The organism is Lacticaseibacillus songhuajiangensis, assembly GCF_003946025.1.
In the GTDB taxonomy this organism is placed as follows: Bacteria; Bacillota; Bacilli; order Lactobacillales; family Lactobacillaceae; genus Lacticaseibacillus; species Lacticaseibacillus songhuajiangensis.
In genome coordinates, this window is sequence record NZ_RHNR01000004.1 from 33,680 (window position 1) to 47,915 (window position 14,236).

The 14,236-nt window shown below is 52.4% G+C and carries 10 protein-coding genes; all 10 read right to left on the reverse strand.

Annotation, left to right across the window (positions count from 1 at the left end; translation table 11 throughout):
* Positions 1–5: 5 nt before the first annotated feature.
* The 10 genes from EKM97_RS02110 to EKM97_RS02160 all read right to left on the reverse strand — a co-directional run bounded on the left by EKM97_RS02110 (position 6) and on the right by EKM97_RS02160 (position 14,212).
* On the reverse strand, positions 6–833 hold the full coding sequence (locus EKM97_RS02110; protein ID WP_125570624.1) for a sortase domain-containing protein: 828 nt from the start codon (positions 831–833) through the stop codon (positions 6–8).
* Positions 834–1,411: 578 nt separating this feature from the next.
* Complete coding sequence (locus EKM97_RS02115; RefSeq protein ID WP_125570625.1) at positions 1,412–1,939, reverse strand: sortase domain-containing protein; 528 nt, start codon at positions 1,937–1,939, stop codon at positions 1,412–1,414.
* A 1,251-nt stretch (positions 1,940–3,190) separates the two neighbouring features.
* The gene (gene thrS / locus EKM97_RS02120) at positions 3,191–5,137 is read right to left on the reverse strand and encodes a threonine--tRNA ligase (RefSeq protein ID WP_125570626.1); all 1,947 of its coding nucleotides are present in this window, start codon (positions 5,135–5,137) and stop codon (positions 3,191–3,193) included.
* A gap of 373 nt (positions 5,138–5,510) precedes the next feature.
* Positions 5,511–6,431 carry a primosomal protein DnaI gene (gene dnaI / locus EKM97_RS02130; protein ID WP_125570627.1) on the reverse strand — a complete coding sequence of 307 codons (921 nt, stop codon included), beginning with the start codon at positions 6,429–6,431 and terminating at the stop codon, positions 5,511–5,513.
* Positions 6,431–7,816, reverse strand: a complete 1,386-nt coding sequence (locus EKM97_RS02135; protein WP_164507404.1) for a replication initiation and membrane attachment family protein — start codon at positions 7,814–7,816, stop codon at positions 6,431–6,433. The genes dnaI and EKM97_RS02135 overlap by 1 nt, the downstream gene beginning before the upstream one ends.
* A gap of 68 nt (positions 7,817–7,884) precedes the next feature.
* Positions 7,885–8,349 (reverse strand): transcriptional regulator NrdR, encoded by a 465-nt coding sequence (gene nrdR / locus EKM97_RS02140; RefSeq protein WP_125570629.1) that lies wholly within the window; start codon positions 8,347–8,349, stop codon positions 7,885–7,887.
* A gap of 100 nt (positions 8,350–8,449) precedes the next feature.
* Entirely contained in the window at positions 8,450–9,046 is a 597-nt protein-coding gene (gene coaE / locus EKM97_RS02145; protein WP_125570630.1) for a dephospho-CoA kinase, read from the reverse strand.
* Between the two features lie 3 nt (positions 9,047–9,049).
* A complete protein-coding gene (mutM, locus tag EKM97_RS02150) occupies positions 9,050–9,907 on the reverse strand; it encodes a DNA-formamidopyrimidine glycosylase (RefSeq protein ID WP_125570631.1) in 858 nt (285 codons plus the stop codon).
* Positions 9,908–9,917: 10 nt separating this feature from the next.
* Positions 9,918–12,554: a DNA polymerase I gene (gene polA / locus EKM97_RS02155; protein ID WP_125570632.1), complete on the reverse strand. Its 2,637-nt coding sequence runs from the start codon at positions 12,552–12,554 to the stop codon at positions 9,918–9,920.
* A gap of 953 nt (positions 12,555–13,507) precedes the next feature.
* Positions 13,508–14,212, reverse strand: coding sequence for a Bax inhibitor-1/YccA family protein (locus EKM97_RS02160; RefSeq protein ID WP_125570633.1), 705 nt, complete (start codon positions 14,210–14,212; stop codon positions 13,508–13,510).
* Between the last annotated feature and the right edge of the window lie 24 nt (positions 14,213–14,236).

A 14,236-nucleotide genomic window follows, 5' to 3' on the forward strand; every position in this document is an offset into this window, starting at 1 on the left:
TATGATTAACGCGCCCAGACGAGGCGGTTAATGGTGGAACTAATGCAGGTCTGCAGGACAACCTGCTCACCTTGGTTTGCACTAACAATCTGGTTGTAGACGTCCGTGTTGGTTCCTTCAACCTTCCCCTGATCCGTTACGTTCAAGGTCTTGGTCACATGGTAAGTCTTGGTATTGCCATTGCCATCTGTCACGCTGACCGCAGAACCAACGGCGAGGCCAATGATCTGCCCAAAGCTGGTCGTGTTGTGGCCGATGATGTGCGTTGATTGGCCATCGGTGACGGAAAGGTGTGTCTGGCCGCCCCAGGTCTGAGCCCGGTTGCCAGAAGGTGCGGTCGTAATGCTCATGTTGCCCTGAATCACTGGAACAGTTACACCGAGAAAACTGATGGTGTTCCGCGCATGTGTCGGTGTGCTACTACTACGTTGCGTTGTCTGGTGCTGCTGCGTGCTAGAGCTGACCGACACGCTTGCTGCAGGTGCAGACTGCTGCGTTGTCTGCGCGTTTTGACTACTCTGCTGACTGCTTTGCGTTGTGGCCGACTGGCTAGACTGGCCAGCAGTTGCGGCAACGCTCGCCTTGCTCGATGATGCACTGCTTACGGCTGGCTTGGATGAAGAGGCCGCGTGTCCCTTGGCAGAAGCACTCTCTGCGACTTTCTTAGCTGTCGGTACGCGCTTGCTACTAATCTTCGCTTCACGACTGACCAAGCTTGAACCCGTTGCTTCCGCATCGGTAGCACTGGCATTGTTCAACACCATTCCGCCGACAAGTGAGCCCCCCACGAGCACAGATGCAGCAACAAGAACATTAATGTATTTGGTTTTCATAATTCCGCTCCCTAAACTTAAATCCCGATATTAGTTTAAGAGTTGCCTCAACGTGACCCCCATCACTCCGCTTCTCTTTTCAACAACATCATACAGCAACGCTATCGCATTGCAAGTTTTCAAGATTCGTTTGCGATAACGAAATGGTTTTATTATTTTACCGACGTAGCAGCCTTTCTTGACACATACAATAACGATTAAAAATCTCTTATCCGAATATTCAATAACTGCTTATTAGTTTACGGTCAACACGTTTTTACCTTTTTTCAGATAAGTGTTTATTTCGCGTGTTTCGCTCGACCAAAGCCGTTTCATCAGAACACCTCTGAGCCCCGTATTGATAGGTTTCGTTACTTTTACGCGCGTATCAATTCGATTTACCTTATTAGATTGATTAGGCATCTACACAAATCAAAATTTCTTCAATTTTTTTCAAATAAATTCGTTTTTGCAAATTAAATCAATTGATCTAGCTGGATAAACGTGAATTTGACTCACCGAACAAGTAACTAGGCACTACATTTTCAAAAAGTGCAAAAAAAATGACCGGCTCCCCAGCCGGTCCCCCCAAAACTTTATTAACGTGCCCACACGATGCGGTTAAGCGTCTTGCTCAGGCATGTCTGCAGAACAACTTGTTCGCCCTGCTTAGCACTTACAATCTGGTTCCAAACATCCTTCTTCGTACCTTGGATCATGCCGTAGTCAGTAACGTTACGAACTGCGGTAACATGGTAAGTCTTGCTGTGACCCTTAGAATCACGGACAGTCACAGGTGAACCCTTCTTCAGCTTCACAATCTTACCGAAGCTGGTGTTGTTGTGACCAATGATGTGCGTAGACTGCTTATCCGTTACGGACAAGTTCGTCTGACCACCCCAGGTCTGTGCAAGGTTTCCCTTTGGTGCTGTCGTTACCTTCATGTTACCCTTAATCACCTTAACGGTCACACCACTGAAGGCAATGGTTCCCTTAGGCTGCACTTTCGCTTTCTTAGCAGCGGCAACAGTCTGCGTAGCAGCTGGTGCAACTGCGGAGAAGCTCCCGGCAATCCCACTCAAGAGGACACCAAAAGAAACAAGAACGCTCAAATATTTAGTTTTCATAATCTACACTCCCATGTGTACTTAACCTATTCAACAACGGAAGCAGAATGTCAACGTGACCCCCATCACTCAATCCTGTTCCACGTCACTTATAATACAACAATCCCAGCAACAATCAAGTCCCTTATCAAATAATTTTGTAACGGTTCATATACATTTCAAAAGTTAACAAATACCGTAACGGCGGCGTTTATGGCACATATTCAAAAACTTATATTTTCTACTTATAACGAGTATCAATAACTACTTGAACACTTAAGTCGATAATAAGCGTTTTACAAAATGTCCGATTCAAGCGAACGCTGTCTGTCAGCGTAAGTGTTTCAGTGACGAAGTCATGCTGGGCCTCTTTGGTGTTTTCATGACGCCGTTAGGCGGTGGAGTCGGCAACTCCGGTGGTGTGCGCTTGGGCTACGCTCCGGGAACTACGTCGGGCGGGGACCGCTTCAGCCCGCTATCGCGGTCTTCCGCTGGCGGAGTTGACGCAAGAACGGCGTCAACTCCGCGCTCCCGAGATGATTGTGTGAAGCCACGACGGCAAATACGGCCGTCCTGTCTCCAAACAATCATCTTTTCGCCCGACTCTGTTCCCTGCACTTCGCCCAAGCACACCACCACCTCCGTGGCCGACACGTTACTGAGCAGAATACTACAGATAGAGGTCCATGCTGTGACACTGAAATGCTGAGACCAACGTTCGACTATACATGGGCCGTGTAATTGGACGATTATGAAATTCCTGTATACCGCATGGTAAAAGTATTCAAGGTGTTTGATCAGCTAGATGAACCGCTCACGATGCCAAAGTTGCTTAATTTCGTGTTCATCTTTGTCTGCCATTCTCGCCACCGAAGCCCGAAACATTCACCACCACAGTCATGTGAATGCGCGTCGGAACTGGGCCGGATTGGCGATAGCGGACGGGAAGGGTGTGCGTGTCCACGAAAATGGCGGTGTATGTTTCGCACATGAACTTCGTGCGAAATGTACACCGCCATTTTCGTTAGGAGCGCGATTTTGACGCTGGGTTTGCGTCAAAATCGCCAGTGGAAGACAGCGCAGCTGGCTGGAACGGTCCCACGCACGCCCTTCCTGGGAGCAAAGCTAATCCGGCCCAGTTCCGACCTTCGGTCTAACCACTATTTTCAATTCCACCATCCTTGCGGATGGAATTTTCCATGCTTACGCTGACGGACAGCAAAAGCGGCCACGACGAGGTCGTGACCGCTTTGACAATGACATGTTCAGTTATTACTTCTGACGAGCGTCCTTACGGGAGTAGTTCGCAACGTCCGCCTTAACAGCGTTGATGAACATCTGGGCTGATTCAGTCCAAGACTTTTCTTCACCGTAACGACGAACGGCGACGTTACCACCGTTCAGTTCAGCATCCCCGACAACAACCGTGTATGGAATCTTCTTGGTCTGGGCTTCACGGATCTTGTAGCCCATCTTTTCGTTGCGATCATCGATGATGACACGCAGACCAGCCTTAACCATCTGTTCCTTGAGTTGCTTAACGTAATCAAGGTGCAGTTCGTTCTTCACTGGAATCATGACAACCTGCTGTGGTGCAAGCCAGGTTGGGAAGGCACCCTTGTACTGTTCAATGAGGTAAGCGATGAAGCGTTCCATCGTCCCAACAATCCCACGGTGAATCATGACTGGCTGGTGTTCTTCACCATCGGAACCAACGTAGGTCAGGCCAAAGCGTTCTGGCAACATGAAGTCAAGTTGGATGGTGGACATCGTTTCGTCATTACCCAGTGCGGTCTTGGTCTGGATGTCCAGCTTAGGACCGTAGAATGCGGCTTCACCTTCGGCTTCGTAGTAGTCAAGGCCAAGGTTGTCCATGGCTGCCTTCAGCATGGTCTGGCTCTTGTCCCACATTTCATCGTTAGCGTAGTACTTTTCGGTGTTAGCAGGATCACGGTAGGACAGACGGAAGCTGTAGTCCGTGATGTCGAAATCTTCGTAAACGCTCATGATGAGCTTCAAAATCTTCTGGAATTCATCCTGCACCTGATCCAGAGCGACGAAGGTGTGACCATCGTTCAGCGTCATGGCACGAACACGCTGCAGACCGGAGAGGGCACCAGACTTTTCGTAACGGTGCATCAGACCAAGTTCAGCAATCCGCAGTGGCAAGTCACGGTAGGAACGGATGTGGTGCTTGTAAATCTGGATGTGGCTTGGGCAGTTCATTGGCCGCAGTTCGAGTTCTTCACCTTCACCCATGTCCATTGGTGGGAACATGTCTTCACGGTAGTGCTGCCAGTGACCGGAAGTCTTGTACAGGTTCAGGTTCGCAGCAACTGGTGTGTAAACATGTTCGTAACCGTCAGCAACTTCGCGGTCAACGATGTAACGCTCAACCGTGCGGCGAATCGTGGCACCATTTGGCATCCAGTAAGGCATCCCTGCCCCAACTTCTGGGTCAACGAAGAACAGGTCGAGGTCACGGCCAATGACACGGTGGTCACGTTCCTTAGCTTCCTGGCGGCGCTTAGCGTCTTCTTCAAGGTCAGCTTCCTTGTAGTAAGCCGTCCCGTAAATCCGCTGGAGCATTGGGTTGGAGGACTTACCTTCCCAGTATGCGCCGGCAACGCTCAGCAAGCTGAAGTGCTTGAGTGGCTTGAAGTCTGGCAGCAGTGCGCCTTCTTCGAAATCGAAGAAATCGCCCAGCTTGTGACCAGAAATCTGGTCGCCAGCTTCATCGGCAAGCTGACTCTTGAACTTGTCGTCCTTGTACATCGCTTTAGCTTCATCAGCACTGATGCTGGCAAGTTCAATCTTGTCACCAGACTTGATGATTTCCTGCATTTTGGCCTTGATGGCTTCAAGGTCGGTCACCGCAACCTGGCCGTCATCCTTATCAGTGTCGTAGAAGAAGCCATCATCCGTAGCGGCACCCTGACCGAAACGAATACCAGGGAACAACTGGGACAATGCGTCGGCAAGAACGAAGGCGGCGGTGTGGCGCAGCACCTTCAAACCATCTTTGCTGTCCTTGGTGATAATTTCAAGGGCACCGTCAGCGGGCACGGCTGCCGCAAGGTCAAGCAACTTGCCGTTGAACTTAGCGGCAACGGCCTTCTTAGCAAGAGAAGTACTGATGCTCTTGGCAACATCGAAGAAGTTGCTACCGTCTGCGAATTCTTTAACACTACCGTCTGGGAACGTAAGGGATAATGACATATCTAATTCTTCCTTTCATTTTAGCCGCAAGCGCGGCGTCAAACTCAATTTGATCTAGGAGACGAAACACAAAAAATCCCCGGTACCAATTGCTTGGTATCGGGGACGATTTGCATAAATCGCGGTTCCACCCAGATTGGCAAACGCACGACACGTCTGCCCTCTTCTACACTCGTAACCAGAGTAAGGGTCATTGCTGACAATCTCGGGAAGTGGTGCGGGTTACTCAATGCGTCGCTTACAGCCATGGCTCCGCTCTCTGCTGGGTGGTAATCCTTTTGTTCCGTCTTCGATGCCATTATTAAACCACACTTGCACACCGTACGCAAACATATTTCCTGAATTCTGCCAAAATTTTGCAGAAAACTACTCGCTAGTTCTGCTCGCGGCGACTGGCACCGCCCAGTTCAATCTCGCTGGCCAGGTAGCGAATCCGCTGCATAATGCGGTCCGCCTTAACCCCCTCTTCGTTGCCGCGGTCAATACCAGCTAGGTAGTCACGCAGTTCCTTCATGCTCTTGTTGGAACTGAAGCAAGTCGGCAGCTGCTCTTGCATCCGGTACTGCAAGATCACCCCCAGCACTTCATCTCTGAACCAGGGCGAAAAGGACTCGGCCCCGATGTCATCAAGCATCAAAACTGGAGCTGCCTTAATCGCATCCACCTGCTCAAGCACATTGTTATTGCCAATCGCTGCCTTCATCTCCACCGCAAAAGTGGGCACGTGGACGAGGGTCGTTGCAATCTGCCAATCAGCAAGTTCATTGGCAACGGCACCAAGTAAATACGTCTTGCCGACACCAAATGGGCCGTAAAGGTACATCCCCGTCACCCGCTTACCGTCCCGTAAGCCAACCGTGAAGTCGGTGGCGGCCAGAATCGCATCCATACGCTCGGTCGTCTGCTCGTAGCCGTTGAGCGTTGCACCCGCGATGTCCTTGGGCATGTTGAGCGCGGTCACCAGGTTCTTCTTAGCGCGCAACTTATCCGCGTCAAGCTTTGCCGCAGTGGGCCGGTACTCAACGTCAATTTGGTGATTGCTAACCGTTAAGGTTGGTTCAAACCCAGGCGCAAAAGGCGTCTCGCCACGCTCGACTTTGCCGCGCTGCACCATGTATTCGTACAGCTTCGCGGCACCACGGTCAACGGCACTTTCTGCCAATTCGGATTCATGATCGTTCAAAAACTGCAAAACCTGCTTGTCACCGAGGACAATCCGCATCAGATTGTCGTACTGCGCATTGGCCCCACGGCGGTTCATAAGTTGTTGCAGCTGCTTCGATAAATTCTGCATTACTGGTCACCATCCTTTTTTTGGCGCAGGCTCGCGAGTTTCGCGTTCAATTCCGCCCGCTCCTTTGCGCTCAGCACCCGCCCCGCAACCTTATGGCCTTCCTTGGCCCATTCTGGTTGCGGTTCCACTACGCGATTGCGCTGATAATTGCGTCGCACGGGCGTGCGCTTCGTTTTGCCAGCCTGGTACGCCTTAATCTGCATCAAGGCGCTTTCCGGACTGTTCACGCCCGCTTCAAGCCACGAATTCGCTACCGCATCCATGTAGGACTGACTGATGCTGGTGCGCTCCTGCAAAAGGTAGTCCACCAGGACGTTAATGGTTGCGTTGGTAAAAATATCCCGGCCGGCGAGTTGCTGCAATGCCCACAACTCATTCTTGCCCGCGAAGGCGTCCGGACTCTTTTTCTTCTTGGTGTAATTCAAGAATTCACGGGGCGTCATGCGCCGCGCATTCTGGAGCAGCTCCCGCTCTGCTGCGCTGAATTCTTGCGACGCAGTTTGGGAGTTGGTGCTTGTGGTTGGTGTCGTTGCCAGCGTTGAATTTTCCCGCTTCAAGACGTTCTTAACCACATCCCGCTTGGCAAAATCGCGCTCCGCCAAATTACGCAACACCTTGATATCAATGCGGCCAGTAAGCGTGTCTATCGCCCGAGCACACAGTCGGGCCAACTCGCTGGTACTCATGCCGTAAAAGCCACTGATTTGGGCAATCGGCATGCGCTGGCGCAGTAATTCGTCGCTGCGCAGATTTTGCTTCTCCAGCAGGCGACCGAGAAGTTCCCAATCCACTAAACTCGTATCAACACGGGGAATTGGGTTGGCCTTTTCGCTACTGCGCTGCCGCTGCTCTTCAACTGCGGCAGGTGGGTTCAGCGGACTGCTTGCGATGTGAAAAACGTCCATGAACGACTTGCTCACGTCCGTCATGTCACTGCGGCGTACTGGCGTCACTGTAAAGTGTTCGGCGGCCTCGGCAAAGCCCGCACTGCCGAGAACGTCGTACAATGCCAGACTCAGCAGGTCATCTTTCAGAAAATCCTGCGGCCGCATCGGTGCGTACAATTCGTACACGTAATGGCGCACGGTGTCGACTTGCGTATAGCTCTTAATTAAGCCGACTGCCTCAAGGCGCACGCGCGCTGCATACAGCGCATCCATGTCACTGCCGAGCGTTTGCATCAGGCGCCGGTGCGGCTGGCGGTCACGTGTGAACTGGGGCGACGTCCGCACCTGCGTCCACAGCGTCTGGTAGAGCGCGGTGGCCAGTGGCCCAATAATCGGTTGGTATAGGTAAACCAGCGTCTGCCGATCGAGGTCACTCATCAGCTGCGCACGCGTGACCAGGTAGTCGCTCTGTGGTGTTAATTCTGCCGGTCGCTGCATCGTCATTACCCCCTACAAAAACAAAGTGGCCCGCCCAGCTAGCAACTGGCCCGGACCACCACGCAAACCTAATCTTTCTGTTCGCGATTCATCATTTCTTTGAGTTCCTTCATGAACACTGACATGTCCTTGAACTGCCGGTAAACACTGGCAAAGCGAATGTAAGCCACGTCATCAACGTCGGCGAGCAGTTTCATGACTTGCTCGCCAATGCTCTGGCTAGAGACTTCGTTTTCGCCGATGGAACGCAGCTTGGATTCAACTTGTTCAACAATCTGCTGCATCTGTTCCATGGTGACCGGCCGTTTCTCGGCGGCCCGAATCAAACCGCGCAGAATCTTCTCGCGGTTAAACTCTTCGCGTGTACCGTTCTTCTTGATGACCAGCAGCGGTGTCTGCTCGACGCGCTCAAAAGTCGTGAAGCGGTACCCGCAATTTTCACACTCCCGCCGTCTGCGGATGGCCTCACCGCCGTCGGTTGGCCGTGAGTCGACAACGCGTGAACTATTGTGATGACAATGTGGACACTGCACTGGTATCCCTCCTCGTAGTAAGTGGCTTAATTATACCAGAAAACGCCGCCGTGACAAAAGCCGGGTGCAAGCTGCGGTCAATGACGAATTACCGCCTTGTCTAGAGACCCCGCAAGTGGCTCACAAGCTGCATGACCTGCACCTTGCGCAGTTCTTCGGGACCATTGGTATCGATTAAAAAGTCGGCGCGCTTACGCTTTTGCGCCTGGTCCATCTGGGCATCAATGCGCCGCTGGGCCGCAACCTCTGTCAAACCGTCGCGCGCCATCACGCGCTGCAACTGCGTCTGGGCGTCGCAATCCGCAACCGCCACACCGTTAAAGTAACTATCGTAGTTCTGTTCGAACAGCAGTGGCACCTCGCAGGCGACCAAGTCGGTGTCTGCTGGCACGGCCTGGAGCTGCGCGTTAAAAGCAGCCCGAATGGCGGGTTGCACAATGTCGTTGAGCTTCGCTAGTTTTGCGGGGTCAGCAAACACCACGCGTGCCAGTGCACCGCGGTTGAGTTCACCATCGCCACTAATCATCATTGGCCCGAATGCCTTGCGTACTTCTTCAAGAAGCGGCTGACCGGCACGCATCAGCTCCCGCGCAATCTGGTCGACGTCAATGGTCAGCACCCCATTGGCAGCAAAATCGGCGCGCACACTAGACTTGCCCGTACCAATACCGCCCGTAATTCCTAATCTATAGGTCATATCCTAATCCTCACTATCTGCAGCCAGGTCTGTACGCACCTGACAATGTGGGCAAAAGTGCGTCCCGCGGCCACCGACTTTAATTTTGACAATCGGCGTCCCACAACGACTGCACGGCTCACCCTTGCGGCCATATACCTGCAGCTTATCCTGGAAACCGCCTGACTCTCCTTCAGCATCCACGAAGGAATGCACCGTGGTGCCTTTGAGGCGAATGGCCTCGGCAAGCTCGTCAATGATGTTATCATGCAAGCGCTGAATCTGAGCAACGTCTAAACTGTTGGCGGCCTGCTCCGGGTGAATCCGACTCAGCCACAGGGTCTCATCCGCATAGATGTTGCCCACCCCAGCAACCACTGACTGATCCAAGATCACCGTCTTAATGGCCTTCTTGTGTCGCGCCAGCTTCTTAGTGAAATCGGCGACCAAAAAGTCACTGGCAACCGGTTCTGGGCCGATTTTGCTGAGACCACCAATAGCCTGCATTTCCGTTCCGGTCTTCACAATCGTCATCCGGCCGAACTTGCGCGAATCAAAGTAACGTAGCTCACTGTCATCACTGAAAGTGAACCAAACGTGCTGAAAGCGGACGTAAGGCATGTCCTTATTGACCATGAGGGCGTATTTGCCCTCCATCCGCAGGTGACTAACGATGGTCAGATCCCCATCCAATCGGAGCAGCAGGTATTTCCCGCGGCGGTCAACACCTGTAAACCGGTGGCCAATCAGTTGGTCCTGGAAATACTGGAGGCCGCCGTTCATGATTTTTTCCCAGTCGGTCCCAATTGCCACAATCTGTTTGCCCGTAATCAGCCCACTGAGCGTGCGCCGCACGGTTTCCACTTCTGGTAATTCAGGCATCTAATCCCTCCTACTTGGCTTCGTACCACGTCTTGCCGGCGTGACTCTCAACAACCAGCGGCACGTCCAACTTAACGGCAGAGTCCATCACTTGGGGAACAAGCTTCTCCAGGACGGGCAACTCACTAGCCGGTGCTTCAAAAATCAGTTCGTCATGCACCTGCAGAAGCATTTTGGCCTGCAAATGTTGCTCTGCTAAGGCCTTTTGCATGCGCACCATGGCAATCTTAATGATGTCGGCTGCACTTCCCTGAATTGGGGTGTTCATCGCCGTCCGCTCCGCAAAACTACGCAGGTTAAAGTTACGGCTGTTAATGTCATGCAGGTAGCGGCGCCGGTGGAACAGAGTCTCAACAAAGCCCTGTTCACTAGCCTGTTTGACCATTTTATCCATGTAATCGTGCACCTGCGGGTATTGTGCAAAATACCCCTCGATGAATTGCTTGGCCTGTTTACGGGTGATGCCAATGTTCTTGGCGAGACCAAAGTCACTAATCCCGTACACAATCCCGAAGTTTGTGGCCTTGGCCTGCCGCCGCATGTCAGGTGTGACCTCACTGGCATCCTTCAAGCCGAAAATCTTCATCGCGGTGTTCGCATGAATATCGCGACCTTCCTTGAAGGCTTCTTGCATGTTGGCGTCCCCGGAAATGTGCGCAAGCACCCGTAATTCAATTTGCGAATAGTCAGAACTGAAGATGACCCAATCGTCGTGGCTCGGAACGAATGCGCGGCGAATCTGCTTACCCAAATCACGAGCTGGAATGTTTTGCATGTTTGGATCCACCGAACTCAGCCGGCCGGTTTGGGTCAAGGTCTGCTGGTAGCGGGTATGAATCTTGCCATCCGCATGGACAGCGGCCTGCAAGCCTTTAACATAGGTGGATTGAATTTTGGCCAACGCCCGCCAGTCCAGAATCATCTGGATCATGGGGTGCGAACTGCGCAGCTGCTCAAGCACATCGACACTGGTGGAGTAGCCGGTCTTGGTTTTCTTGATGACCGGCAGGCCGAGCTCTTCAAACAAAATCACGCCCAGCTGCTTTGGCGAGTTCAGGTTGAACTCGTGACCAGCTTCTCGATAAATATTCTGTTCAAGCACGGCCATGCTGCCGGCAAACTGATCGCCCATCTCGGCAAGCGTCGCGCTATCCAGCGTGATGCCGGTGTACTCCATGTCAGCAAGGACCCGCGCCAGTGGCAATTCAAGGTCGGTGAACAGGCTGGTTTCTTCCTGCTTCGCCAACTCTGCAGTCAATTTTGGCCGCAACGCCAGCAATGCCTGGATCTTCAGTGCCAAGTGGTTGAACAACTCGGCTTCTTCTGGTTCATGCAGCTTGGCACCTTTGCCATAAATATCCACATCGCTCGGCAAGTTCAGGTAATCATGTTCCCGTGTGAGCGTCCCGAGATCCGTGCTATTATCATCCGGATCGATGAGGTACGAGGCCAAGAGCGCATCGAATTTTGGCTCAATGTTCAAGCCCAAACGGCGAGCGGCGATAATGTTGCGCTTCGCATCGAACACAGTCATGTCCAGCGCATCGTCTTCAAGACGCATGTGCACTTCAAGGTCATCAAGTAGCGACAAGTCGCGACTGACAAAAGTCTGCTTGGCGTCCCCAATCACAAACGCCAACACATCCTCAGTGTGATAATTTTCCCCGAGCATCTCCAGTTCAAAGGCAACTGGCGCCTTGAGCTGAGCCAATGCGTCGACATTGTCCAGTGTCAAAACGGTGTAGTCGGCCTTGGGTGCTGCCGCGTTCGGATCAGCCCCCAGCTTCGCAACTGCAGTCTTCATATCCATGTCAGTAAAGAATTCGCGCAAAGTCGGGACATCTGGCCCTACATAGTCAATGTCAGCTAAGCCCACAGTAATTGGCGCGTCTTGGCGAATTGTGGCCAGGTCCTTACTCATGAAGGCCGCGTCCTTATCGTTAATCAGATTTTCCTTCATCTTGCTCTTTTTGAGCTCGTCGATGTTGGCGTAGAGGTTTTCGACCGAGCCAAACTGTTTGACCAATTTAATGGCTGTCTTTTCGCCGACCTTAGTTACACCGGGGTAATTATCAGAAGTATCTCCCATCAGGCCTTTCAAATCGATAATCTGACGCGGCGTGACGCCCAGCTTTTCTTCAACGTGGGCTGGCGTGTATTCTTCAATGTCTTGGACACCCTTCACCGTCACCGCAACCGTCACTTTATCAGTGGTCAGCTGGGTGAGATCCCGGTCCCCAGTCACGACAATGACGTCATCACCGGCAGCCTCAGCCTGCCTGGCCAAGGTACCAATAATGTCGTCAGCTTCCCAATCGGCCAGTTCGTAGTTAGTAATGCCGTAACCCGCGAGCATTTTCTTGATGAGTGGAATCTGCTCGAGCAATTCGGTAGGCGTCTTCTGCCGACCACCCTTATAGTCACTGTATTTCTTGGTGCGGAAGGTCGTTTTGCCCGCATCAAACGCCACCAGCACTTTATCGGGTTCAATCCGCTTAAGCAAAATATCAAGCATGTTGTTGAAGCCGAAGATGGCGTTGGTGTGAATGCCGGCGTGGTTGGTAAACCTATCTAGCGAAGTGTACGTTGCGTAAAACGCGCGGAACGTGATGGAGTTACCATCGATTAACAATACTGTGTCTGCCACTAGGCTACCTCGTTTCTCTTTATCCTGTGTTTTGTCTGCTCTTATTGTACCAAAGATGGCAAACGCTGTCCGTCAGCATAAGTCATGAAACTTTCATCCGCAAGGATGCAGGAATTGAAAATAGTGGGGTAGACCGAAGGTCGGGTCTGGTGCGGATTGGCTTCGCGGGCAGGAACTCCGTTAGCGGGGACCGTTCCAGCCGGCTACGCCGTCTTCCACTGGGGATATTGCCGTAAGCCCAGCGTCAATATCCCGCTCCCGATAAAATTGGTGGTGCACCCCCGACGAAAATCATGTCGGGAATACACCGCCAATTTTATTTTCGCTAACTCCGTCCCTGCCCGCTACACCAATCCACCCCAGACCCTAAGTGCATTCACAATACTGTGGTGTTGTTATTTCCGGACGACGTTAACCTGATGATTTCATATCATGTGCGGTGTGACACATCAACGAACCGGTAGACACAGTGACAATAACCCAACACCTTCTGTCACCGTGATTTCAATCTCTAATTGAAGTCAATCTGACTTGTACCCGTCGCGCAATCGTTAGTCGTACTGTCCCCACTCAGTAACGTGTCGGCCACGGAGATGGTGGTGCGCTTGGGCGAAGCGCAGGGAACGGAGTCGGGCGAAAAGATGATTGTCTGGAGACAGGACGGCTGCACTTGCCGTCGTGGCTGCACACAATCATCTCGGGAGCGCGGAGTTGACGCTGTTCTTGCGGCAACTCCGCCAGTGGAAGACCGCGATAGCGGGCTGAAGCGGTCCCCGCCCGACGTAGTTCCCGGAGCGCAGCCCAAGCGCACCACCACCGGAGTTGCCGACCCCATCGCCTTGCGGCGTTGTGAAAGCTGTTTAAAGTGCAGGTCGCACCCTTGCGGGCGCGGACTTACGCTGACGGGCAGTAACAACAAAAAAGAGCCCCTCACAGGGCTCTTGCAATTAACTTTAGTTACGATTGTCGCTAATTCCGAAAATTTGGAGAATGGTGATGAACAGGTTGAGGAAGTCCAGGTAGAGCATGATGGCACCCTGCACTGCCAAAGAACGAACGGCAACGTCGCCTTCCGCTTCCGCGTAGGAATACATCTGCTTCAAGCGCTGGTTATCATAGGCAACCAGCACGATGAAGACCCCGAGGATAACATAATTCAAAATCATCGCCATCCCAGTGGAGTGCATGAAGAAGTTCAGGAAGCTCATGACCAATGCTCCAATCAGGAACATTGTCGCGATACTGCCGGCACGGCTGAGATCCCGTTTGCCGTAAATCCCGACCAGCGCCATGGTGCCGAAGATCACCGCGGTCACCAGAAGTGCCGCGATGGCTGTCGAGCTCTTGAACATCATCATAAAGATGGAGAGGGTCGTCCCCTCACTGGCCGCCATGAGCAAGAACATCGTGGTCGCTCGGGCCGGATTCTGCGCTGACTTCATGCTGGAAGCAAATAGCATAAAGACAAACGGCAGGAACATCGCCACGTAGTAGAACACCTGGTTCGTACTGATGAATGCCAAGTACTGAGCCTGGAAGACAACCCCCAGTAGGTAAGTAACGGCTGCCGTCACCAACAAACCTAATCCCATCATGCCATACAAGTGGCCATAAAATTGACCAATACCCGTCTCACTGACGGAACGCCGTTCTTGCATCTAATCATTCCTTTCAAATATCTC